At 45.9% G+C, this 23566-nt stretch carries 28 protein-coding genes, 1 rRNA gene, 1 pseudogene and 1 riboswitch; of the genes and pseudogenes, 3 read left to right on the top strand and 27 right to left on the bottom strand.

Features of this window, described 5'->3' with window-relative positions; genetic code table 11:
• Nucleotides 1–60: 60 nt before the first annotated feature.
• Entirely contained in the window at nt 61–291 is a 231-nt protein-coding gene (locus tag ACFPYJ_RS07080) for an anti-sigma-F factor Fin (protein ID WP_379187383.1), read from the bottom strand.
• A 55-nt stretch (nt 292–346) separates the two neighbouring features.
• Nucleotides 347–907: an aminoacyl-tRNA hydrolase gene (pth, locus tag ACFPYJ_RS07075; RefSeq protein WP_379187382.1), complete on the bottom strand. Its 561-nt coding sequence runs from the start codon at nt 905–907 to the stop codon at nt 347–349.
• Between the two features lie 178 nt (nt 908–1085).
• On the opposite strand from pth, the gene ACFPYJ_RS07070 reads away from it, so the two are divergent.
• Complete coding sequence (locus ACFPYJ_RS07070; protein WP_379187381.1) at nt 1086–1286, top strand: hypothetical protein; 201 nt, start codon at nt 1086–1088, stop codon at nt 1284–1286.
• Between the two features lie 42 nt (nt 1287–1328).
• Here ACFPYJ_RS07070 and ACFPYJ_RS07065 read toward each other — a convergent pair whose 3' ends face one another.
• The 14 genes and pseudogenes from ACFPYJ_RS07065 to ACFPYJ_RS07000 form a co-directional block, all read right to left on the bottom strand.
• Nucleotides 1329–1979, bottom strand: coding sequence for a 50S ribosomal protein L25/general stress protein Ctc (locus ACFPYJ_RS07065; RefSeq protein ID WP_379187380.1), 651 nt, complete (start codon nt 1977–1979; stop codon nt 1329–1331).
• Between the two features lie 236 nt (nt 1980–2215).
• Complete coding sequence (gene glmU / locus ACFPYJ_RS07060; protein WP_379187379.1) at nt 2216–3616, bottom strand: bifunctional UDP-N-acetylglucosamine diphosphorylase/glucosamine-1-phosphate N-acetyltransferase GlmU; 1401 nt, start codon at nt 3614–3616, stop codon at nt 2216–2218.
• 169 nt (nt 3617–3785) lie between these two features.
• Entirely contained in the window at nt 3786–4070 is a 285-nt protein-coding gene (spoVG, locus tag ACFPYJ_RS07055; RefSeq protein WP_018759486.1) for a septation regulator SpoVG, read from the bottom strand.
• 138 nt (nt 4071–4208) lie between these two features.
• Complete coding sequence (locus ACFPYJ_RS07050; RefSeq protein ID WP_379187378.1) at nt 4209–4592, bottom strand: RidA family protein; 384 nt, start codon at nt 4590–4592, stop codon at nt 4209–4211.
• 75 nt (nt 4593–4667) lie between these two features.
• Nucleotides 4668–5492: a pur operon repressor gene (gene purR / locus ACFPYJ_RS07045; RefSeq protein ID WP_379187377.1), complete on the bottom strand. Its 825-nt coding sequence runs from the start codon at nt 5490–5492 to the stop codon at nt 4668–4670.
• 83 nt (nt 5493–5575) lie between these two features.
• The gene (gene ispE, locus ACFPYJ_RS07040; RefSeq protein WP_379187376.1) at nt 5576–6430 is read right to left on the bottom strand and encodes a 4-(cytidine 5'-diphospho)-2-C-methyl-D-erythritol kinase; all 855 of its coding nucleotides are present in this window, start codon (nt 6428–6430) and stop codon (nt 5576–5578) included.
• A 406-nt stretch (nt 6431–6836) separates the two neighbouring features.
• Nucleotides 6837–7010: pseudogene (locus ACFPYJ_RS07035) on the bottom strand (small, acid-soluble spore protein, alpha/beta type); the annotation flags it as partial.
• A 166-nt stretch (nt 7011–7176) separates the two neighbouring features.
• Nucleotides 7177–7449 carry a biofilm formation stimulator Veg gene (gene veg, locus ACFPYJ_RS07030; protein WP_379187374.1) on the bottom strand — a complete coding sequence of 91 codons (273 nt, stop codon included), beginning with the start codon at nt 7447–7449 and terminating at the stop codon, nt 7177–7179.
• A gap of 150 nt (nt 7450–7599) precedes the next feature.
• The gene (gene yabG / locus ACFPYJ_RS07025; protein ID WP_379187373.1) at nt 7600–8481 is read right to left on the bottom strand and encodes a sporulation peptidase YabG; all 882 of its coding nucleotides are present in this window, start codon (nt 8479–8481) and stop codon (nt 7600–7602) included.
• Between the two features lie 203 nt (nt 8482–8684).
• Nucleotides 8685–9581, bottom strand: a complete 897-nt coding sequence (gene rsmA / locus ACFPYJ_RS07020; RefSeq protein WP_379187372.1) for a 16S rRNA (adenine(1518)-N(6)/adenine(1519)-N(6))-dimethyltransferase RsmA — start codon at nt 9579–9581, stop codon at nt 8685–8687.
• Nucleotides 9578–10144 carry a ribonuclease M5 gene (gene rnmV, locus ACFPYJ_RS07015; RefSeq protein ID WP_379187371.1) on the bottom strand — a complete coding sequence of 189 codons (567 nt, stop codon included), beginning with the start codon at nt 10142–10144 and terminating at the stop codon, nt 9578–9580. Before rnmV ends, rsmA begins: the two co-directional genes overlap by 4 nt.
• A 112-nt stretch (nt 10145–10256) precedes the next feature.
• Nucleotides 10257–11405 carry a 3D domain-containing protein gene (locus tag ACFPYJ_RS07010; RefSeq protein WP_379187370.1) on the bottom strand — a complete coding sequence of 383 codons (1149 nt, stop codon included), beginning with the start codon at nt 11403–11405 and terminating at the stop codon, nt 10257–10259.
• A 230-nt stretch (nt 11406–11635) separates the two neighbouring features.
• A riboswitch (cyclic di-AMP (ydaO/yuaA leader) is annotated at nt 11636–11845 on the bottom strand.
• Between the two features lie 174 nt (nt 11846–12019).
• Nucleotides 12020–12787 (bottom strand): TatD family hydrolase, encoded by a 768-nt coding sequence (locus ACFPYJ_RS07005; RefSeq protein WP_379187369.1) that lies wholly within the window; start codon nt 12785–12787, stop codon nt 12020–12022.
• A 20-nt stretch (nt 12788–12807) separates the two neighbouring features.
• Entirely contained in the window at nt 12808–14118 is a 1311-nt protein-coding gene (locus tag ACFPYJ_RS07000) for an HD domain-containing protein (protein ID WP_379187368.1), read from the bottom strand.
• A gap of 271 nt (nt 14119–14389) precedes the next feature.
• Between ACFPYJ_RS07000 and ACFPYJ_RS06995 the strand changes: the two genes are divergently transcribed.
• On the top strand, nt 14390–14644 hold the full coding sequence (locus tag ACFPYJ_RS06995) for an AbrB/MazE/SpoVT family DNA-binding domain-containing protein (protein WP_379187367.1): 255 nt from the start codon (nt 14390–14392) through the stop codon (nt 14642–14644).
• A gap of 120 nt (nt 14645–14764) precedes the next feature.
• On the opposite strand, the gene rsmI is transcribed toward ACFPYJ_RS06995, so the two are convergent.
• The 10 genes from rsmI to ACFPYJ_RS06945 form a co-directional block, all read right to left on the bottom strand.
• Nucleotides 14765–15667 carry a 16S rRNA (cytidine(1402)-2'-O)-methyltransferase gene (gene rsmI / locus ACFPYJ_RS06990; protein ID WP_379187366.1) on the bottom strand — a complete coding sequence of 301 codons (903 nt, stop codon included), beginning with the start codon at nt 15665–15667 and terminating at the stop codon, nt 14765–14767.
• Complete coding sequence (locus ACFPYJ_RS06985) at nt 15664–16446, bottom strand: tRNA1(Val) (adenine(37)-N6)-methyltransferase (RefSeq protein ID WP_379187365.1); 783 nt, start codon at nt 16444–16446, stop codon at nt 15664–15666. The genes rsmI and ACFPYJ_RS06985 overlap by 4 nt, the downstream gene beginning before the upstream one ends.
• Before the next feature lie 156 nt (nt 16447–16602).
• Nucleotides 16603–16995 carry a DNA replication initiation control protein YabA gene (yabA, locus tag ACFPYJ_RS06980; RefSeq protein ID WP_379187364.1) on the bottom strand — a complete coding sequence of 131 codons (393 nt, stop codon included), beginning with the start codon at nt 16993–16995 and terminating at the stop codon, nt 16603–16605.
• 45 nt (nt 16996–17040) lie between these two features.
• Nucleotides 17041–17841, bottom strand: coding sequence for a PSP1 domain-containing protein (locus ACFPYJ_RS06975; RefSeq protein WP_379187363.1), 801 nt, complete (start codon nt 17839–17841; stop codon nt 17041–17043).
• Between the two features lie 5 nt (nt 17842–17846).
• Complete coding sequence (gene holB, locus ACFPYJ_RS06970; RefSeq protein WP_379187362.1) at nt 17847–18824, bottom strand: DNA polymerase III subunit delta'; 978 nt, start codon at nt 18822–18824, stop codon at nt 17847–17849.
• A gap of 36 nt (nt 18825–18860) precedes the next feature.
• Complete coding sequence (locus tag ACFPYJ_RS06965) at nt 18861–19304, bottom strand: YaaR family protein (RefSeq protein ID WP_379187361.1); 444 nt, start codon at nt 19302–19304, stop codon at nt 18861–18863.
• Nucleotides 19305–19320: 16 nt separating this feature from the next.
• Nucleotides 19321–19650, bottom strand: coding sequence for a cyclic-di-AMP receptor (locus tag ACFPYJ_RS06960; protein ID WP_379187360.1), 330 nt, complete (start codon nt 19648–19650; stop codon nt 19321–19323).
• A 99-nt stretch (nt 19651–19749) separates the two neighbouring features.
• The gene (gene tmk, locus ACFPYJ_RS06955; protein ID WP_379187359.1) at nt 19750–20406 is read right to left on the bottom strand and encodes a dTMP kinase; all 657 of its coding nucleotides are present in this window, start codon (nt 20404–20406) and stop codon (nt 19750–19752) included.
• A gap of 64 nt (nt 20407–20470) precedes the next feature.
• Nucleotides 20471–21955 carry an aminotransferase class I/II-fold pyridoxal phosphate-dependent enzyme gene (locus ACFPYJ_RS06950; RefSeq protein ID WP_379187403.1) on the bottom strand — a complete coding sequence of 495 codons (1485 nt, stop codon included), beginning with the start codon at nt 21953–21955 and terminating at the stop codon, nt 20471–20473.
• Between the two features lie 209 nt (nt 21956–22164).
• Nucleotides 22165–22353, bottom strand: a complete 189-nt coding sequence (locus ACFPYJ_RS06945; RefSeq protein WP_379187358.1) for a sigma factor G inhibitor Gin — start codon at nt 22351–22353, stop codon at nt 22165–22167.
• 228 nt (nt 22354–22581) lie between these two features.
• Here ACFPYJ_RS06945 and ACFPYJ_RS06940 point away from each other — a divergent pair, with 228 nt between their 5' ends.
• Nucleotides 22582–23112: a transposase gene (locus tag ACFPYJ_RS06940; protein ID WP_379187357.1), complete on the top strand. Its 531-nt coding sequence runs from the start codon at nt 22582–22584 to the stop codon at nt 23110–23112.
• A 147-nt stretch (nt 23113–23259) separates the two neighbouring features.
• Here the strand turns inward: ACFPYJ_RS06940 and rrf are convergent.
• Nucleotides 23260–23376: ribosomal RNA gene (rrf, locus tag ACFPYJ_RS06935) — 5S ribosomal RNA — on the bottom strand.
• Nucleotides 23377–23566: the final 190 nt, after the last annotated feature.

Below are 23566 nucleotides of genomic sequence, written 5' to 3'. Positions count from 1 at the left end.
GTCACAAAAGGAGCCTCGGCCGTGCGCCTAGGCTCTCTTACTATTCAGGCAAGCATCCTTTTATTGTAAAGGACTGGATACTAGCAGCAGCTCGGGGTTACTTTCAATCGCTTCCCGGCAATAATCGCAAACGACTTTGACGGTAACGTCACCGTTTGGATTATACGCTATTATATCGCTGCGCTCTTCAAGGGTCAAGAAATGGAAACCGAGCTGTGATTCCGTTATCTGCGCACTGTCGATTGATCCCATCGACGTCTTGCAATGCCGGCAAATATAATTTACAGCCATATGTATGCCTCCTAAGAGTCTGTTATACCCTTAGTATGCCCGGATCGGATCAAATTTAACGATTGAACTTCGCCATTGTCTGTTCAAACGGATTCTTCAGCGCAAACTCAATGGCATCGCAAGTATCCTCCACCATGGCAGATAATCGATCAGATTCGGCCTTGGGGAAGTTCGATAACACATAGTCTGCTATATTCATCCCAGGCTGGGGTCTGGAGATTCCCATTCGCACACGGTTGAACTGCTGTGTCCCGGTATGCTGAATAATGGATTTAATTCCATTGTGGCCGCCGGAGCTGCCCTGGTAGCGGAGACGGATCCTGCCAACTTCGGTATCAAGGTCGTCATAGACGATAATCGCTTCCTCAAGATCGGCTTTAAAATAATCCATAAATCCCCGAACCGTCTCCCCGGACAAGTTCATATAGGTCATCGGCTTGATCAGCGCTACCTTCGTGCCTCCCACATTCCCTTCCCCAAGAAGTCCCTTACACTTACTTTGCGTAACCTTTATTCCCCATCGCTTCGCAAGCGCATCAACCGCCATGAATCCGACATTGTGACGCGTTCCTTGGTATGCGGTGCCGGGGTTGCCTAATCCGACAATCCATTTCATGCTGCAGGTCAGCTCCTAAATTATAATGCGCTTCCGGCTGGAAGCAGCTTTGCTTACTACCATCTTCTATATTGTACACAAAATAAAAAATGTTGCTATGCAACGAATCTTCATTCTCAATTGTCATATGTATAGAGGCGGCGGTTTGCCGAACTTCGTACACAAAAGGAGAGTTTCAATGTACGTCAACGGTCAATTGATTTTCGATGACTTTCACTTCAAGGATCATTACGAGCATCAGGTACCTATTCAGATCTATTGGGGCAGCGAGCATAGCGATATTGGCTTCGTGGAGCTGTACTGTTCTGAGTATATTAAGATTAATAATGTGTTCTACAACCGGAGTCAATTTACCTTTGTTTCACGTCCCGGATATTGAAAAAAAGTAAAAGGGCTGCACGTTGGCAGCCCCCTTGCACACTTATTCAGAAGTATGAACTTCCATCCTTGCATCCTCCGCCCGCTCTTTAGCCTCCTCCGCTTCAACTGCCTGATCGGCAGCCTCCGCTTCCGTAAGCTCTTTCTGCGGCGCCAGGATGGTCACAACAAGCTGTTCGGTATCCAGCTTCGTCGTCACCCCATTTGGAAGCTTTATATCTTTGACCAGCAGAGTCTCGCCGACCTGCAGCCCAGAGATATCGACTTCAATGACATCTGGAATTGCGGTTGGGAGGCAGTGCACCTCAAGCTCGTGAAGCAAGGCTTGCAGGATCCCGCCTTCCCTTACGCCTTGCGAATCGCCTGTAAGTTCTATTCGTACCGGTGTCTTAACGGTTTCGTTCATATTAATTTGATGAAAATCAATGTGGAGCACACTCCGTGACAACGAGTCACGCTGTACTTCTGTCAGCATCACCGGCTGTTTACCTGCTCCTGGAACATCCAGATCCAGAAGGGCATGCGGATGCGAGCGCAGAAGCGCCATTAACTCCTTCTCATTGACTGAAATACTAACCGGATTACCAAGCTTTGTTCCGTATACGACTCCCGGGATTATTCCTTGCTGCCGTAACTTCCTAAGCTCTCCCCGTGTACCTGCCGTCCGTTCTTCTGCTTTGAAAAGTATCGCCATAATGGAATCCTCCTACAAGTTTTTGCGTGCTCTGCTCCGGTACCGAGGTACGTTAAACAAAAAGCATAAGCCAAGTTTTTTGCGCCCTCTGCCTCATCCCACGGTGCTCAAATGAATCGCACTTCGTGATATAAACGATCTACCATATATTCTTACCCAATCCAGCGGGTTATTAAACGAAAGACGGGTATCCCGGTCCATGGCTCTGACCGAAATCCCGTCTCTTTCATTCGTAATTACTCTTTTTGTTGCCTTTCTTTCTTCGCCTTCGCTCTTGAGCGCAGCTTCTCTGCGTAGCCAGGCTTATTTACCTGCCGCTCTCTGGCAATAGCCAGGTCATTTTCAGCTACATCATGCGTAATCGTCGAGCCCGCTACAACATAGGCACCGTCTCCGATTTTCACCGGGGCAATCAAATTGACGTTGCTTCCGACAAATGCATGATCGCCGATCTCCGTAAACGACTTATTGTACCCGTCATAATTGACCGTAATTGCGCCGCAGCCGATGTTAACCTCTTTTCCTACCTTGGCATCGCCTATATAGCTCAGATGAGAAACTTTGCTTCCATCGCCAAGCTCGGCATTCTTAAGCTCTACGAAATCACCGACTTTACAACCGACGCCAAGCTTCGAGCCCGGACGCAGATTGGCGTAAGGTCCGACAGCACTCTCATCGCCGATAATAGATTCAGCAGCTACGGAATGCTTCACCGTTACGCTGCTGCCGATAATCGTATCTGTAATATCAGCCTGTGGACCAATGATGCAATCCTCTCCGATTACCGTACTGCCCCGAAGGACTGTTCCTGGATAAATAATCGTATCTGCACCGATACGAACATCAGCCTCTATATAAGTGGCTGCCGGATCGATGACCGTAACGCCGTTGATCTGGTGCCTGCGCACGATACGTGCACGCATCAGTTGCTCTGCTTCAGCAAGGCCTACGCGATCGTTCACACCGATACCTTCAGCGAAATCAGGTGCACAGTAGGCACCGATCGATTGACCGGATTTTTTCAATATTTCCATAACATCGGTCAAATAATATTCGCCCTGCGCATTATTATTCGTTACTTGCTTCAATGCCTCAAACAATTTGCGGTTATCGAAGCAGTACATGCCCGTATTAATTTCCGTAATCGCCGCTTGTTCTGGCGTACAGTCCTTTTGCTCCACGATCCGCATCACTTGCCCTGCTTCATCGCGGATAATTCGGCCTAACCCTTGGGGATTAGGGACAACCGCAGTCAGGACCGTCGCTGCCAGCTTCTGCGCTGCATGCAGCTCGAGGAGAGCCCCAATGGTCTCTGCTGTCACTAGCGGGGTATCTCCATACAAAATAACCGTCGTGCCTGACTCCCCGCCAAGCAGCGGCTCTACCTGCTGTACCGCGTGGCCTGTTCCAAGCTGCTGCTCCTGAAGAACGAATTCAGCGCCGTCGCCGATATAAGACTGAACCGCTTCCGCTCCATGCCCCACGACAACAACTGTCCGCTCGCAGGAAGCTTCTTTAACCGTTTGCAGCACATGTCCCACCATTGGCTTACCGCATACCGAGTGCAAAACTTTATATAGTTTGGATTTCATACGCTTGCCTTGTCCGGCAGCCAGCACAATTGCCATAACCTTCACTGTCATTTCCTCCTAGCTTAAACGAAAGATCTTGTAAATGCTCTACTGAATATAGCCTATTCATGGGCAAAAGAAAAGAGAGCCCAGGGGCTCTCTTTTCTTTACAAACCAAGATATGGACATGTTTAGTTCATTTCATTCCGATTCATGAACTCCGAATATCGTCAAACTAGGCTCCTTCTTCGATCACTTCTTCCTCCGTGGCTGCACGCTCGTACTCGGCGAGTACGGCAGCTTGGATCTTCTCACGGGTTGTCGAAGAAATCGGATGAGCGATATCACGGAATTCTCCATCTGGCGTCCGCTTACTTGGCATTGCTACAAACATTCCATTGTTGCCGTCAATCACTCGGATATCGTGAACGACAAACTCATTGTCAATGGTAATGGAAGCGATGGCCTTCATGCGACCTTCAGAATTTACACGGCGGAGTCTGACATCGGTAATTTGCATCTGTGTTCACCACCTTTGCCTCTCGAAGACTTGGTGTATAATTCCACATTCTGAAGCAAATTCCTTCATGATTTTGTAAAATATATAGCATTCCTAAAAATATTTTTTTCAATTGAAAACTATTCGATTTTATTCGACTTATATCGCTACAATGAGCTCGATTTCGACAAGGACATCTTTGGGAAGCCTCGCCACTTCAACGGTTGAGCGTGCCGGTTTATGATCTCCGAAGTATGAAGCGTAGATTGCGTTAAGCGCTGCAAACTGGTTCATGTCTTTGATAAACACCGTCGCTTTGGCTACGTCAGCCAGCGTTGCTCCAGCTTCTGCGAGAACAGCTTTAAGGTTTTGGAAAACCTGATGCGTCTGCTCTTCAATACCGCCTTCAACCAGCTCTCCGTTTGCATTAAGCGGAATTTGGCCGGAAGTGAACAACAAATTGCCAAGTTTAATCGCTTGCGAATATGGCCCGATTGCTGCTGGCGCTTTGTCCGTTGCTATGATTTGGGGTTGTAATTTCATTAGTATGCCTCCAGTGAGTTAAGTTGTACGAAGTCAACCCTCGTAACCATGATCCTGTTAATGCCTAATTTCTTATCAATCAAAGTAGTTCCCCGGTACAATCGTCGTGTGCTTTGTTTTCAAATCTACCGCAGTCAGCTTAGCCAGCGATACATAGTCTTCCAGCAGCCTCTCTTCGGTTCCAAGCTCCCCTGACTCTACGAATACACCCACGCCTGCAACCTTAGCATTGAACTCGAATAGCAGATCCATCATGCCTTGGATCGTACCGCCAGCTTTCATAAAGTCGTCTATGATAAGCACGCGCGCCTGCTCTTTAAGAGCACGCCTGGCTAGAGACATCGTCTGAATGCGTTTATTCGAGCCGGATACGTAGTTGATGCTAACCGCCGAGCCTTCCGTCACTTTATTATCACGACGAACGATAACGACCGGCAGGTTCAAACATGCGGCTGTTGCATAAGCAAGAGGAATCCCTTTCGTCTCCACGGTCATGATCACATCAACATCAGCCGCAGCAAATGCAGTGGCAAACATACGTCCAACATCAGCGAGCAATCCCGGCATCCCCAGCATATCAGTCATATACAAATAACCGCCAGGAAGAACCCGCTCGGGCTGCTCTAGTTGACGGCATATATGATTCATATTCATGAGCGCCTCGGCTTTGCTCATTTTGGGTGTATATTTAACTCCGCCCGCAGCACCGGCTAAGGTGTTCAGCTCTCCAAGCCCTTCTTCCTCAAACACCTCTTTGATGATCGCCAAATCTTCACTTATTGACGATTTTGCAGATTGATAACGATCAGCAAATGCTGTTAGGGAAATTAACGTATGGGGGCGTGTAAGTAGGTACTGCGTCATTTCTACTAACCTTGCGCTTCGTTTCAACTTCTTCAAGTCGTTCTCCCCCCAGCTAAATCCGAATAATATATAGACAATATATCATTTTTATACGGATTTAATCAAGAAAAACGTCAGATTCATGTTAGCATTCTTACCACATATACTTCTTTGCAAAAACCACGAAGCCCATTATAAATTCGAGATACTTTTGCTTCCTTGTTCACCAGCCCAAAAACAGTAGGTCCGCTGCCGGACATCAGCACCCCATCAGCTCCTAAACGCTGCATGCTTTCTTTTAGCTGCATCACCTCAGGATATAGAGAGAGAGTAACCGATTCCAATACGTTTCCTAGATGATCACATATGCTGGAGAAGGAACCGCGCGAAATAGCGGAAACCATAGCTGCTGTAGACGGATGGGATTTCAATTCTGCTGCACGCAGTTTTCCATAAACATCCGCAGTCGAAACATTAATGGGAGGCTTGGCCAAAACCACCCAGCACTGCGGAGGGTTGCTGATTCGTTCCAGTTTCTCTCCCCGGCCTGTAGCAATGGCGGTTCCCCCTGTTACGCAGAAGGGTACATCAGAGCCCAGCTCCGCCCCTAATGTACAGAGCTCTTCTTCCGGAATATTAAGCCCCCACAACCGGTTCAATCCGCGCAGTGCCGCAGCGGCATCGCTGCTGCCGCCAGCCAGCCCTGCTGCAACGGGAATCTTTTTGTCCAGATGGATATAGACCCCCTTACGGACGTCATAGCGGTCTTTAATAAGCCTTGCAGCCTGAAAAGCTAAGTTCTTCTCATCAAGCGGGATATAACCCGCCTGGCTCGATATAATAATGGTGTCCCGAGGCAGTTCCTCCATCTCAAGACGGTCTGCTAAATCAACCATAGTCATAATCATTTCTACTTCGTGAAATCCGTCTTCGCGTTTGCGTATGACGTCGAGCAGCAAATTGATTTTCGCTGGCGCTTTTTCATAGACTTTCATATCCGATTCACCCGCTCGTTATCATTAAACTTCACATATTATAACAAAAGGTCATAAGAAAAGCTAAGATGACCTCTGAGATGCCGATTAACCCGGTCTCATCATCTTAGCCTTTTAACCTTTGTTATCCATTTATGACAACCGCCGAATGACTTTGTTATTGCTGATATTGAGCGTGCTGCTGGGATTGACCTGTTTGCGCCATATAAGGCGGGATTGCCGAAACAGAAGAAACCGGTGCCCGAGCGGCCATAGGCTGTACCTGCGGCTGCCGATAAGCGGCCGGCTGCTGTACCTGATGCGACGCTGCCGTCGTACTGAACTGGGATTGTGCCTGCTGCTGCGGGTACCGAGGCTGCTGCTGCGCGTACGCTTGTGTCTGTGTATGCTGCTTGGTTTGCTCATACTGCTTAGCGGCTGCCTCTTCGGCGATCTGAATCGCTCTCTTCACCATATTACCGGCATCCTTCGCTTTAATACCTCCCCAACCTTCACGCTGCACCGTTTCATAGATCCCTAAGTCCTTCGCTAACTCATTCTTCAACTGTTCGCTCATAAAGCTTCTCCGTTTGCGACTCATGAGATGAACCTCCTTAGCATCGTAAGTTAAATGTAGTATGCTCTCCGCTGCTAAGTTCATGCACCAGCCCATTTCAATGCGAAAGCAGGACGCAGTCATTCTGCAGACAGAAAAAAAGCACGATCAATTATTGACCGTGCTTGTAACATATGGCTTAAACTTGCTTTTATTGCATATACGTAATGCGCACTTGACCGTCATCACTATCGACCATTACTTCAACCGATTCGGTCAAAATATCCGCGTAGCTGTAGGAGACACGCTTAAACGCATGCTGCTCCTGGTCAAGCTTGACAATAAATACAGAAGGGTAGATTTCTTCTAACACTCCGGTGCGTTCGACAGTCTTTCGGCGACCACCATTAGCCCGAAGACGTATTTTGGCGCCGACATGGGCTTCCAAACTGCGTTTGATCTCCAATAGCGCATTTTTTGCCATTGTCCACTACCACCTCTTTCCTTGTCCATTATAACCAAAAGGAGGTGGTTTGTCAAAAAATTATAATTATAACAGCGAAGTTAACGGATTGTCAACAAACAAAAACCTATTTTTCAGGAACTGTGTATAATTTGCCCAGGACGAGGCATATTATACGGTTGACTTCACACCCGTTAATGTTTGCGGTTTTGGCAATCCGACGCGATACATCCCTAAAGTTTCAATTCCACCCACACCATCAATCCCGCTAATGGTACCGTGAATGACATCCGCTAAGTTAATGGTCTCCCTAATCGACGTATAACTCGCTTTAATTGCAACATAAACAGGATCTAAGGCATGAATCAGCACGCGGCCTGGTGAGCTGGCAAAATTAGCCCCAGACTTTAGAAGCGCCTCATAATGGGACTGACAAGCGCCAGCAACAACGATAAGTCCATCTCTGTTCTTCTCGTATTCACGGGCCACGTGTACGGCATTGACGAAGTTTTGAGAGTTCTTGTAGCTGGACAAGCTTTGTAAATCTCCCTCATTCCTTGTTTTCAATACTCCATCATGGCCGGTTATGACGATAATGTCAGGCTTGATTTGCGGCAGCAGACGGTATACGACATCAGCCATTTGGGATTCATGCACGTGAAGTCCATGAGCAGGAACGCGCATCTGAGTGTATAACTGCATGCTTTTTTTCATGTAATTCCCGTCTCCATCAAGATGAAGCACTTTACCGGGTACTTCAAAATACGGCTGACTTTGGTTCATTGCCCTCCGCAGTGGACTTTCGTTGTGCGCTACCTGTTTATCCCGCTGCTCCTGTACCCGCTGCATGGACTCGTTTACTTTGATCCGAACCTGCCTTGCCGCCCCTGTGAATTCAGGATCGGGAACGACCGACAAATCAGGAATCGGCGCGTCTGCAAGCAGCCGATAGTCCGTACCCTTTAGTATAGCAGATTGCTCATTCATTATTGCAACACGAAAAAGGACGTCCCCGCCATACGATTTGCGGACGACCAGGTCCCCTTGCTTCATGGGCAAATCACCTCTTCGTTTATCCTATGGGCGGACAGGGCATTTGGTGCGTTTCAAAATTCATTTATTCGGCCTGCAAATAAATGGTTACTTATACTTGAGAGGATATTAATCTGCAGAAAGCAGAAAAAAGCTGTGCAACGCCATCACGGCAATAACCGTTGAGCGCTGAAACAGCTTCAAATTTCTTTGGTCAATATTTTTCACCCGGGGAGACCCGCTTCAATTAATGCTCGGCTAAGCGCCGCAAATTCATCCAAGGAAAGCGTCTCACCGCGTCTGGTCGGATCTATGCCGCAGCTCTCAAGGAGCGGTCCGAGGCGCTCGCGGTTGGTTTTACCCACGTAGGCCGTAAGGTTGTTAGCAATCGTCTTTCTGCGCTGCGCAAAGCAAGCCTGAACCGTACGGAAGAAATGACCTTCATCTTTTACGTCTACAGCTGGCTTGTCCCTCAGAGACAGTTTAATGACCGCTGAATCTACATTAGGCTGAGGAATAAACACCGTATGCGGCACTATGCACACAAGCTCAGGTATACAATAGTACTGAACCGCAACGCTTAAGCTGCCATATTCCTTGCCGCCTGGCTTTGCCGCCATGCGTTGAGCGACTTCCTTTTGAATCATAACCACGATATGTTCAAGCGGAAGCTTCTCTTCCAGAAGCTTCATTAGGATCGGTGTCGTGACGTAATAAGGCAAATTGGCGACTACACTAACACCTGTCAATCCTTTAAAACGGGCATCAATGAGTTCTTTAAGATTTAACTTGAGCACATCTCCATGTTCCACATGAACGTTAGGCACTCCTGAGAGCACATCACGCAGAATAGGAATGAGCCGGTTATCGATTTCAACAGCTGTTACTTGTCCTGCTGCCTGAGCAAGCTCCTGCGTCAGAGCCCCAATTCCCGGACCAATCTCCAGCGCACCTTTAGTTTCATCGAGCTCAGCTGCAGCTACGATATTTTTCAATATATTTTGATCAATCAGGAAGTTCTGACCAAGACTTTTCTTGAATTTAAATCCGTATTTCTTGATAATGTCGTTCGTTTGTTTAGGTGTCGCCACATTGGCATGCACCTTCAGCCCTTCACTCATGGAGTGCCTCCTTCGGTCTCCCGCTCCATCTGTTCAAGCGCCAGATCGAATTCCTCACGCGTGATGCGAAACATGGAGCATCGCTTAAAAAACTGTTTGCCGTTCGCATAACCGATGCCAAGCAGATTACCCATCCGCAATCGTCTGTCCGCCGCACTTGGATGAACGAGCAGTCCTGCCCGCATAAGATCCTCACCTGTAATTTCAGCGTCGCCAGCGCTTCCTTCTATAACTTCCGTACGCACATTGGCAAGCGCCCTTTGAATCGCTTCCGGGGAAGCATTCTCGACCCCAATGTCGCCTTTATAAAGCGCATCCTCCTGTGGGAGAAAAGCATGCTTGCAGCCAGGGACACGCTGAGCCACAATTTTGCGGATACGTTCACCTGCATGGTCAGGGTCGGTGAAAATAATAACACCTCGCCGCTGCTGGGCAAGTTCGACACGTTTCAAAACCGCCTGTCCGATGGCTGATCCGCCGGTCTCTATCGTCTCTGCTTCAACCGCCCGTTTGATGGCGACGGTATCATCCTTGCCTTCTACTACAATGATTTCTTTAATCATGGAAGTCCATTCCTTCCCTTCAGACAAACATACAAAAAGAAGAGGCATCGCCTCTTCTTATGATGGCATATTTACGTTCAAATTACGATATGAATAAATCACAGCCTATCTGCTAAAGTGATTCCGGTTTCTTAGGACCGAGCACGTAGATGGTATATCCCCGCTTCAACCCGAACTTTTCAGCATATGATTCACTATCGAAATAAACGTCAACTTTATTGCCTTTGATCGCACTTCCCGTATCTTCGGCACGACGGAAGCCGATCCCTTCAATATACACCCACCAGCCGATCGGTATGATCCTCGGATCAACCGCAATCGTACGTCCTTCTTGAACGCGTGAGCCCGATGCTGTAATGCCGTATTCGGGGTGGCTCTTACTCTTCCCAGTCGATTGAACACCTGCAGAATAAGCAGTTAGCGTTACGTTCTTGATAACCTTCTTAGCGCTGAATTTCACGCCGCGTTTGGTCAATGTAGTAACACTTGCTGTTTTTGCCGATAATACGGTCACCTTCGGCTCTTCCTTCAACGTGCCTACAGCAACGACCTGATTCACTGATGGCGAATGCGTAAGTTTGGTGACCAGCGTCTGGGAAACCAGAACACCATCTGCAAAAACACTCTCAAACCGTTTTATGACCATACCCTCTTTACCGGTTTGTACAAGCTTTTCCTTACCCTTTGCAAGCTTAGGGTCTTCCTTCTTCACAATCGAGAAGGGAACTTTGAATGCATTCTCTGAATACTTCTTATCGATCCGAGTAACGGAAACCTTCATATTCGGCTCAACAGCGGTATTCAAAGGAGGCATTATTTTATCTTGGCTGCGTACCGATATATTAGCTTGATCGATCGCCGCCTGTACCGTTCTTTCTGTCGTGTACAACGTTCTTTCCTTGCCGTCTGCCTTCACTACAAGAGGTACCGCTTGATCGATAATGATGCGGTCACCGTCTTTGACACCGCTGTTAAGCGGCATCGAAACTTTATCATAAGTTCCAATCGTGATGGCTTGTTCATCCAGTAGGCGTTGAAGGACCCATTGTTTTGTCGAAACAATGCTTTCTCGTCCATTCAATACTACGGAGACGTGCTTGTCAGCCGTTCCGTACAACAACACCAGAAACATGAAAGTCATAGCGATTGAGATCAGAGCGCTTAGTACAATTAAACGCACGTTCTCATGCTTCCATCGCAATGCGAAAGACATGCTGGATGATCGTTTACCATGGGTATCCTTAAGCTGGAGTGCTCCCACTTCTTCGGTCCTCCCTACATAGCCCCGCCGCCATAGTGTTACATAAGACCCTAGACGCGACTATAGAATTTAGCGTGCAGGCACGCAGTTCTATCTTCCCAGTGTCCTCCTCCATGATACACCCTATGTCGTCAGATTACGCATTATTCAAACAAAAAGAAGCCGACGACAGAGGATCTGTTTCGTGGCTTCCCATAAAATCAGGTAGCATGGATTAAATACACGAGGAAGATCTCTCTTATTTACGCTTGCGAGGTTAGCTGTCGGATTCGGGCAAAGAGAGTCGCCCTATTCGTTCTGACACCAGTATACTGCTCCTGCGTGTTCGCGAAATTCACCCCTAGAAGAATTCAACAACATCTACTCCAGCTTTGATACAAACTGTTTCAATATTTGGTTCCCCCGCTCTCCGGATCACGGAGATTAAGCGTTTATTTGGAAAAGTTATAAGCTCTGAGATGAATGATACCGTCTTTTACTCCACATTGTAAAGAAGAGATTAATGACGATTTTAACGAATTTTAAGGAAAATCACGTGAAAAACAATCAATTTATTGATTAAAGATTAGTTTTTTCACTTGTATACTCCCAAATCCTTGCTTTCATATCGTTTTTCATCGAATACCAAAACATTTCAGTGCATTTTCAGTCGTTATTTTCGCAATTTCGGCCACAGATTTGCCTGTAATTTCAGCTGCAGTTTCTGCTACAAGACGGACGAAAGCAGATTCATTTCGTTTTCCGCGATGCGGATGAGGGGCCAAATAAGGCGCGTCTGTTTCGATAAGAATACGGTCGAGCGGAACTTTTGAAAGCACTTCTTTTGGGACCCTGGCATTCTTAAACGTGACCGGTCCGCCAAATGAAATATAGAAGTTCATGTCCAAGCATTTCTTAGCCGTCTCCCAGCTGCCCGAGTAACAATGCATAATGCCGCCGACATCTTTCGCGTCCTCTTCTTTTAATATACGGACAACATCCTCATGTGCATCCCGGTTATGAATGACGATCGGCTTGCGCTTCTGCTTGGCCAATTGGATCTGCTGGCGAAAAACACGCTGCTGCACATCCTTAGGTGACGTATCCCAATGATAATCAAGCCCAATCTCACCAATTGCAACCACTTTGGGATGATCGCATAGGGATGCGATCCATTCTAAATCTCCCGGCAGCATGTCAATGCTGTCAACGGGATGCCAGCCAACCGCCGCATAGATAAACTCATATTGTTCAGCTAATGCCATCGTTGTCGGTATCGTCTCTCGGTTAAAGCCGATATTAACGAGCTTATGTACACCTGCAGCCCGCGCTCTTTCGATGACTTCTGCGCGGTCTTCGTCGAATTGATGCGCATCTAAATGTGTATGTGTGTCGATTAACATAAGTAATTGCAAACTCCTTTCTACAATAAACCAAATAATTCGCGAATATGCGGCTTCAGCTTGTGTGCTGATTCAATTAGAGGCTCTTCCGGGTAATATAAATGATACTTACCCTGATGCAGGCCTGTAATGGAACGAATGATATCGGATCTCTCCGATATTTCGGACAGCCGATTCTCCTTATCAAGCAGCAGAATTGGAGGTTTCTCCTCTTTTCCGTGTGAAGATGCTGGAGAACCTGAACGGTATACATCATAAGGCAAATCATAAGGAAAGTCGATTTCCAGATGGTAATCAGGACGAAGGCCTATCGAGAGAAATTGGTCACTGATTTCATCCCAAAGCCCTTCTTCTGCATCGTCTAAGGTTACATATTTATACAACCTACGATTGAGAAATCTTTCACATAGATCAGATAATAATTCATCAGATTCGTTCATCCACTGCGAAAACACGGTCTGTACAAGAGCTTCATCGAGCAAGGTATAGGACTTTACATCCAATGTACCTTCAAATAAGTCCTGAAAAGGTTTAATCATCCAAGAAAATGTATAATTACCCCCATAAAGCTCTTTCGCTCTACGAAATATTTGTCTTAGTATTATTTCTGAACTCCGGGTAACCGGATGGAAATAAACCTGCCAATACATTTGATAGCGGGACATTAAATAATCTTCAACCGCGTGCATGCCGCTTTCCTTCACTACGATGCGTTCTTGATGCGGCCTGAGAACACGTAAAATACGATCAAGATCAAACGTTCCATAATTAACACCCGTATAGTATGCATCCCGGAGCAAGTAGTCCATACGGTCAGCATCCATTTGACTGGATACAAGGCTGATGACGATTGGTTTATCGTATGTTTTGCGGATAACTGCTGCAATTCGTTCAGGGAACGATGGATCATAGTTATGAAGAATCTGATTAATTTCTGTAGATTCAAGCAGAATTCGACAAGTCCAATCTTCATGATTGGTGTCAAAAACTTCTTCTATAGAATGAGAAAATGGACCATGTCCGATATCATGAAGCAGAGCAGCACAAAGAGCTACCATTCTCTCTTCTCTCGGCCAGTCACTGTAGCCTCCGCGCTCAAATTGTGAAATGATTTTTCGAGTGATTTCATACACACCCAATGAATGAGAGAACCGGCTATGCTCGGCACCATGGAAAGTCAAGTAGGATGTTCCTAACTGACGTATTCGCCGAAGCCGTTGAAACTCTCTTGTGTTAATGAGATCCCAAATCATTTGATCCTGCACATAAATGTATTTATGAATTGGATCTTTGAAAACTTTCTCTTCTTCCAATACATGCGGATTCATCATATACGATTCTCTCCTTCGTTCAATAATTCGACAAAAATAATAATCATTGTCGAATTATGTCGTAAATTTATTTCCAAAACTCAAGCGATTGTCGTACGGTCATCGCCGGCAATATTCCTTGACCCTATAGCTCTAGCAAGCATTATGAGCATTATCTCACGATAAATCGTGGTTGACACTTATGGGAAACGTTGGTACTATAGAAACAAGAAATGATAGAACTTTGTCGGATTATGACGAATTCATAATATGAGAGGAGCACTGATAGATCATGATGAAATCAACAGGAATTGTAAGGAAAGTAGACGAACTGGGACGGGTTGTTATTCCAATTGAATTACGTCGTACACTAGGTATTGGCGAGAAGGATGCGCTGGAGATTTACGTGGACGGAGAGCGCATCATGCTGAAGAAATACGAGCCTGCTTGTATCTTCTGCGGTAATGCTGAGAACGTTGTTTATTTCAAAGGTAAAATCGTTTGTAACGTATGTTTATCCGAAATGCCAACTCCTGTAACAAAATAAGAGACAAATCGGAATATTTAGGTTATAATCAATTTACCAACTATGCTAATTCTAACCTTTTATATACTCCTTGATGCCTTCCTGATCCAGAATTTATCAGGAAGGCCTTTTTTTGTCCATTTATTTCCTCATAATTTCATTATAGACATCCCGCTTCGGCAATCCTCTGTCGAGTGCAGCACGTTTAATTGCTTCTTTACGATCCCCTGTCTCCAATTCATACCGGTTGACATGTTCCTCAAGCGCAAGTTCCGCCCACCATGGAATGTCATTATCCTTTAATTCCTGTTCTTCCTCCGTACTAATTCCCGAAATAACCAGGCAATATTCGCCAAGCGGCGGATGTTCTTTAAGCCACTCCTGACATTCAGATAGCAGACCTCTTACAACTTCTTCATGGCGCTTGGTCAGCTCCCGTATCATTGCGATCGGCCGATTTCCCCACCTCTCAAGCATCGCGGTTAACGTCTTCGCCACTCGGTGAGGCGACTCATAACATATTATTGTTGCATTCTCTTTGTAGAGACGATCCAGCCAGATGTTTAGAGGCTTTCGGTCACGCGGGGGAAAGCCGACAAACAGGAAACGGTCGGTCGGCAGACCGGATACGATGAGCGCAGATAAAGCGGCATTGGCTCCCGGAATGGGAACAACCGCTATCGATCTCTTGGCAGCATCTGCGACCAAATCTGCTCCCGGGTCAGATATGGCTGGAAGTCCGGCATCACTGACTAATGCAATAGACTGGCCTTCTTCGAGCAGACGAAGCAGCTCACTGCCGCTTGCATCTTTATTATGCTCATGATAACTGACAAGCCGTGTCGAAATCTCAAAATGAGTAAGCAGCTTACGGGTTTGGCGTGTATCCTCGGCGGCAATAAGGTCTACTTCTTTTAAAGTACGAATTGCTCTAAAGGTGATGTCCTCTAGATTGCCAATCGGTGTGCCGACCAAATATAACGTTCCTCTATTGTTCGTTCCTTCCCCGTTTGCCGATGTCTTGAAACTTTGTTGAACATTCATGATGATGTTTCCCTCATTTCCGGACGTCTATCTCCGTAGTACATATTCATGAGCTCTTCATTATATTGTCTTTGTTCATTATAGACGATGAGCGGCGGAAGCAGCCGAACCTCTGGCTTCCCATCTCTTGCTGCTTCAATTAAGACCATATTGGCTTCCGCCTCAGCATGAGGATGTACAAACCGGATTCGTTTGGGCTCGAGCTTCCATTTACGCAGTGATTCCATAATTTCAATTAATCTTGAGGGGCGATGAACCATGGATACCCGCCCCCCGGTTCGGACAAGCCTTGCACATGCCGCTACAATATCATCTAAACCGCCATTTCGTTCATGCCTGGCCATGGCAAAATGCTCATTTTCGTTCTGATCGCCCGAACCTGCCGGCATATAAGGCGGATTAACGGTAACAGCATCATAGATTCCACGGCCAACCTGTTCATGGAAATTGCGAAGATCCCCTTCATAAATATGAACCTGCTCTTCAAGCTCGTTAGCCTCAACACTGCGGCGTGCCATGTCAGCTAAACGCGGTTGTATTTCAACACCGTCAATAATTGCATTGGTGCGTGTCGTCATCAGAATAGGTATGACTCCATTGCCTGTACATAAATCAAGCACTCTTCCACGAGGGGGAAGACCAGCAAAGCGAGCCAATAATACCGCATCCATAGAGAAACTGAACACCTCACGGCTTTGTATAATGTGAAGATCATACGTTAATAAGTCGTCCAGCCGTTCGTTTGGCAATAAATTTACATTTTTTGATACCAGAGTCATTTCACATCCTTATCTTAATCCTGAACAGCTGCTTTGTTTATCATCAGCATAAACGAATAAGCCGCATACATTCAAGGTTATTCATCCCTACTGGATCAAAGCAATTTCATTATTGGCCTAAAACAAACAAGACCCTTCAAGGGTCTTGTTGTCGTTTTAATCTTTATTCAGAAACGAGAGGCAGAATAGGCAATCGCCTTCCGTTCTTAAATGTCCATAATATAAATTGCAAATATGAAACCCTTCGTGATATAAGCGCGCCAGATTGTCATAGCCTTCACCCACTGCAGCTTGATCCGCTGACAGTTGAGGTGCTTCCATGGGTGCGGGACTCGCGGAACTAATCTTAGGCGGAGCTTCAGCTTTCTGAATCGGATCTGCTGTTTCCCGTTTGAGTACTTTGCGAAGCTGCTGATTTTCAATGCTTAATCGCTTATTCTCTTCAAGAAGAGTCTTAATTTTTTGCTTGAGTGTTCCAAGCTCGCTGTGCAAATTACCAGAACTTAATTCTAATTCGCTAATTTGACTAAAAATGTCTTTTTTACTCAAGTTTTCACCCCAAAGACGATACGGCTTCGGACATATTGATGATAATTACTTAATAACAACGTCGTCAAGCGGCAGTTCCTTTGGCTTCCCGCCTTCAAACAGCTGTACATATACGGATTTACTTCCTGCGTTTATTCCAGTTACTTTGCCTTCCCCATAAGAGGTGATGACAATTTTACCGATCGCTGGTAATTCTTCACGTACACTTTCATAATTATCGTGCTCATATTTCAAACAGCACATCAATCTGCCGCATAAACCGGAAATTTTCGTTGGATTAAGCGATAAGTTTTGATCTTTGGCCATTTTGATTGAGACCGGCTCAAAGTCTCCGAGCCATGAAGAACAGCATAGTACCCTGCCGCAAGGCCCGATACCGCCAAGCATTTTCGCTTCATCACGCACACCGATTTGCCTAAGCTCGATTCGGGTACGGAAAACGCTGGCCAGATCCTTAACCAATTCCCTGAAGTCTACTCGACCTTCAGCTGTAAAATAGAAAATGATCTTGTTGCGATCGAACGTAAATTCGACATCGACCAGCTTCATTTTCAGTTGATGGTCTCTTATCTTTTCCAAGCATGTGGCAAAAGCATTCCGCGCCGCGGATTTATTCTCATCGACGATTTTCGCGTCATTATCACCAGCTATGCGAATCACTTTCTTAAGCGGAAGGACAACATCCGATTCACCGACTTGCTTCTGTCCGACCACGACTTTACCGTATTCAATTCCCCTTGCCGTCTCTACGATAACATGCTGCTCTTTATCGATAGGAAATTCAACAGGATCAAAATAATAGATCTTACCCGCTTTCTTAAAGCGGACACCAACAACGTTATACAATCAAATCACACCTCCTGTATACGGATTAGCATCTGCTCAACCGCCAACTGCGGCGATACATGGGCGCGTATTCGTTTTCCTGCTTCGAGTGCTGCCTCCATGCATTTCACGTAGCCATCCGCCGATCGTCCAAATGCATGTTTACCGATCCAATCAACCTGATCTATAAAAACAAGTGCTTCATGTCTTCCGGATTGAAAATGAATCATGTCTTTATACCATAAAACGAGCATTGATAACAGCAGCTGCGGCTGTTCACCAAGCTCGGTCTTAAAGACGTGCTGTTGGGCAGATATCATCCCCGCGGTGAATCGGGTCAGACTATCCTTGCCTAATTGTATCACTACGTTTCTCATTTCTGCAAACCCATTCTGCTGGATGATTTCCCTACATGCATTTAAACCGGAAGCCAGATGGACAGCGGCTCGTGCAAGCAGCTGCGGCACACCTTCTTGTGATAGCGTCTGCAGCATATCATGGGGAACAAGCGGCATGAAAGGCACCCACTGCGTTCTTGAACGTATGGTAGGCAGCACTGCCTGTCCATTATCGGTCAGCAGTATAGCAACAACAGGCGACTGGGGCTCTTCAAGAAACTTAAGCAAACTATTGGCTGCTTGCAGCGTCATCGTTTCAACTTGCTGGATAATGTAGATTTTTCTTTCCGTTCCAATATTTTTATAAGAAAGCTCCCTTTGAAGCTCACGAATTTGATCAATTTTTATAGAGGCCCCATCCGGCTCTACGACATGCAGATCCGGTTGGTTGCCATGATCGAATTTACGGCATTCCAGACAATGCCCGCAGGCATCATCTCCGCCGCTTGTGCAGAAAAGCGCTTTAGCAAATGCATTAGCCATCGCCATTCTTCCACTGCCAGGCGGCCCTGTAAACAGATAGGCGTGAGAAACCTTACCGCTGCTGAGCGCATGCTGTAAAATACGTTTGGCCTTTTGCTGTCCAGGTAGTTGTGCGATACTCATGATTGTCTATCCTTTCGCAATCCGTACCGGCATTTATTAGAAGAATAAGTTGATAAGAATGCCTCGAATGTCGCCAATTTTCTGAAGGAGCTCCAGGCGCCCTTCTTCTGAGCCCAGCAGCTCTTCACCCATTGCCACAAGCGCCGAATCAAGCTCATCAAGCAACTTATAGCGTTTAGTCCGGCCGCGTCGGTCAAACCCGCGCGTTTCTTTCATTCCTATTCCCCGCTTAACCGTATCCTCGAGGAATTGCTTTACCATCTGGCGGTACAGCTTTAATTCTCGTACTGTCATTGAGCGGGAAAGCCGCTCACCTTGCATTTGAATATCCTGCAGCTTTCTCTGAAGGTGTTCAATCGATTGCTGCTCATCCTGCTGCTGCATAATATCAGCGAAATTCCGCTGCTGCACCTGCTTTGAGCCCAGGTCGGTCCGTGTCCGGTCCTGACCAAGAGGACGCCAGCCAGGGTTAATTTTCATTATGGTTCACACCCAATCAGAAATGTTCAAAGCGTTCAACTGGAACAACGAATACCGCTGCCCCGCCCACCTGAACTTCAACTGGGAAAGGAATATATGCATCTGTTGTACTTCCCATAGGAGATACCGGCGAAACAAGCTGATCGCGCACCTTACAATTAGCACGAATAACCTGCATGACCTCATGCACGCGTTCATCTTCAATACCTATAATAAACGTCGTATTGCCTGCACGTAAAAATCCACCGGTACTCGCTAATTTTGTAGCTCTGAATCCTTCACGGACAAGCGCATTTGATAATCGATTGCTGTCCTTATCCTGAACGATCGCGATAACTAATTTCATCGATACCCCTCCTTATAGTTTTGCAAATGTAATGTAATTCGTAAGAATAAACATCATTTATGAAGCTTATACAAAATTAATTGATGTCAGCCTTACCTATTATATTTTGACATCGGTTGCAGGTAATCCTTTAATTCGATTATTTATTATCGAAATAGCGTCATTTAATACAACATCCGGCTCTTTTTCGGCATCTATTCTGATCATTCTTTCTGGTTCGCGCTGCAATATTTCAATATAGCCTTCACGGACCCTTTTGTGAAAAGAAATCCCTTCTAAATCGAGCCGGTTTATCTCTCTGCCTTCCCCTTGATGTATCCGGGAGAGTCCGACTTCCGGTGATACATCCATCCATAACGTCAAATCCGGCATCATGCCATCTATAGCAAAATCATTAATGGATTTCACTTCTTCCATACCCAATCCACGAGCATAGCCCTGATAGGCCAGACTGCTGTCTACAAAACGATCACAGATAACCAATTTCCCTTGTGCAATCGCCGGTAATACTTTCTCTGCCAAATGCTGTCGCCTAGCTGCTGCATACAGAAGCGCTTCGGTTCTAGCATCCATCATCGTATTTCGATTATCCAACACAACACCGCGAATTTGCTCCGCAATTGGAATACCGCCCGGTTCCCTTGTCGTCAAAACATGATAGCCTTGTGCCGTCAAATATTGCGCAAGCTGTTCAATAAGAGTCGTCTTACCGGCACCTTCGCCGCCTTCAATTGTGAAAAACCAACCTTTTTTCAATCCATGTGCTCCCTCTGTCATGTTTATACACCTACTATAACAAAGCCAATCATTCGCGTAAACGCTAGCTATTTCTTATGACAGCAATAGTTCGCATTGTCGAATCCGCTGCTGCTTGAAACTTTGCCCCTTGTTTCGACAAATTCTCAATCCATGCTGCTGTTCGTGAAGAAATAATTTCTCCTGTATATACGATTGGAATTCCTGGTGGATAAGGGATCACCGCTTCTGCCGCTTTTCTCCCGACTGATTCAGATAAATTTATTATTTCTACAAGAGACTTATTTAATGGACGCCTCGAAAGCACAACCGGTTCAGATATCTTGCAGACTTGATCCGTCAATCGAATAGCTGCCCCTAATTGTTTACGTTTTTCTAAAGGAATGCAAAGTGCTATTGCAGACAGCGCCTCTTTTAAACGCTCTACGTCTTCCTCTAAGGCCGCCAAACCGAATATAAGGACAATAGTCTTAGAATCCGCCATTTCCGCCCAGCAGCCGTATTCCTGCAAACGCTCCAACAGCTCAAATCCTGTATACGTTCCTGTTACATCTTTCAATACAACTCGCAGTGGATCCATTCGGACATTTAGCTCAGATTCATGCCAGCTCTCAATAGTATCAAATACAGCGGACTCTTCCCTTACCCATTGTTTGAATAAAGCAGCTGCTTCCAGTCCATCCTTAAACATGCTAGGACTCATCGTATCCACCTGTGCCCGGGCAATATCAAGGGATGCCATTATCGGGTATGAGGGACTGGAGCTTTGAATCATTCTTAATGCATAGCGAAGGGCTGTACGATCTATTCTCTCCCCTTGAACATGAAGCATAGCCCCCATCGTAAGCGCGGATAATGTCTTATGGGTGGATTGCACTACTGCATCAGCACCTGCTTGCAGAGCCGACGTCGGAAAATCCGGATGCAGCCCATAATGGGCTCCGTGAGCCTCATCAACGAGGAGCAGTTTATCATACCTATGAAGAAGGGCAGCATAAGGTTCCAAATCTACACTTAAGCCATAGTAGCTAGGATTAGTCAGAAACACCCCTTTTGCATCTGGGTACCTCTTAAGCGCTTCCTCCACCACAGTTAGCTCAACTGCAGCTTCAAGACCACTGAACGGATCTGTTTGCGGCATTATAAATAGCGCTTGCGCCCCTGCAAGCGCTAATCCATTTAAAACAGACTTATGTGCATTTCTCTGCACGATTATTTGATCGCCAGGTTCACATACAGCAAGCAGCATCGCTATGTTTCCTGATGTACTTCCACCGACAAGGAAGAAGGTTTCCTCCGCTCCGAAGCATCTTGCAGCCAACTGCTGTGCTTGTGCAATAACTCCTGAGGGAGCATGCAAATCATCCGTACCTGCAAGCTCAGTCACATCAATGTTCATAATAGATTGAAAAAATTGCGTATTAGAGTAAGTTTCCCCCGGCAACTGCCGCAGCATCTGTCCGTATTTGTGACCGGGAACATGAAAGCTAACGGCTTTCGATTGATATAATTGAATTAATGCTTCATATAAAGGTGCGTGTGCAGCCATAATGTCCTCGTACATATTGAAATTATTCCCTCCGAAAACTTCTGCTATCATTGTTTTTCTTCATTATAGTCTTTCTTCACCCTATATGTTAGCCAAGCTATAATTCAATCCTAACCAAAAAATAAGTCCCTCTTCGTCCCGGCCATTGCAGCGTCTCGAGATTAGGAAGGACTTACCATTCTTGAACATATTGAATTGGATTAGCGATGTTAGGCATTTTTTTGAATCCATATTCTCTTTAGTTGATGAATAAAAAACGGATACTTAGCATCCTGAACCTCAGTTCGGACCATTTCAACCTCACAAGTTTCGCAAATAAATTCGTCTACAATTCGAATCCCTTCCTGCTTGTCATGACCACAGATAATACATGAATTACTCACTCTTTCTTCTGCCATACGATCCACCTCACCCTCGCATCAAAATAACTCATTGCTTCTATTATGCCACAAAGTCTAGCAACTTATACTTGTTTCATAGCCCATTTCAAATAGCCCTACATCTTATGTAGCTGCAAATCATTTGGTGAATGCCTCGCTTGTACTTGTTTCACAAGGTTGGTCTTCACAAATGAATGTCAACATCCGATACATTGTCGTAGTAGGTTTGAAAGGATGTTGAAAGAAATGAGAGGCACACTTGCCGAGCAAGAGAAGGCAACTATATATCAGTACCAATTAATTCGTAAAATAACGATAAAAAAAGAAACTCTCTGGAGCCATTTGTTCATTATTCTGATTCTAACGCTCTTCCAGCTGCTCATGTATAGACTGGAAGGGGCCATAGCTCTTGCGATTGGAATAGTCTGTACACAAATCATTCATTTTGCCATTATTCGCTTAACTCTGCTTCGTGTCGATGAGCCGGACAGCCGCCGTTGGAACTGGCGGTTCTCACCTCCGTGGATAGGTTATATTCCAATTTCACATATTGAGCTCGCACTGTTCAGACGTCTGCATCGTCATTTGCTCTGGCTAGGGCTATGTGCAATCGGTGTTATCTATCCCTGGGCTAATGAAGCCCAGATGATTAGCTTAATCAGCTGGCATATCTGGTTCCTGACTCCTCGACTAGTATCACTAAGGCAGCTCCGCAAAGTAAGAAGAGATGGCATCGTTCGTATTCAACCAAGAGAAATCAATTACTATCACCGCTAAGCGTTTAAATCGATCAGAGGGCTATGCTAATCATGACCAAAAAAACTATACTAATTGCATGTCTTCTTATTTTTGTGAAAACAAACAAATTTCAAAACCGAAGCAAACAACAAAAAACCGACCGCATGACTGCGGTCGGTTGTTCGTGCTTGGCGACGTCCTACTCTTCCAGGACCCTGCGGTCCAAGTACCATCGGCGCTGAAGGGCTTAACGGTCGTGTTCGAGATGGGAACGCGTGGATCCCCTTCGCCATCGCCACCAAACGTGATCTTGAGTTGCCCCATGATCGGTGCTCAAAGCTTTACGCCCTGAAAACTGGATATGAACCTTTGCGATTGATTACATTTAGCTGAGTTGTCACGGTTTCACGTAAATCCCGGAGCCCTGCGCTCATCTGCGATGAGACGCGTAGGATAAGCCCTCGACCGATTAGTATTCGTCAGCTGCATGCAT

The organism is Paenibacillus solisilvae, assembly GCF_042656405.1.
Classification (GTDB): Bacteria; Bacillota; Bacilli; order Paenibacillales; family Paenibacillaceae; genus Paenibacillus_Z; species Paenibacillus_Z solisilvae.
This window is presented reverse-complemented; position numbering and strand designations above follow the sequence as displayed.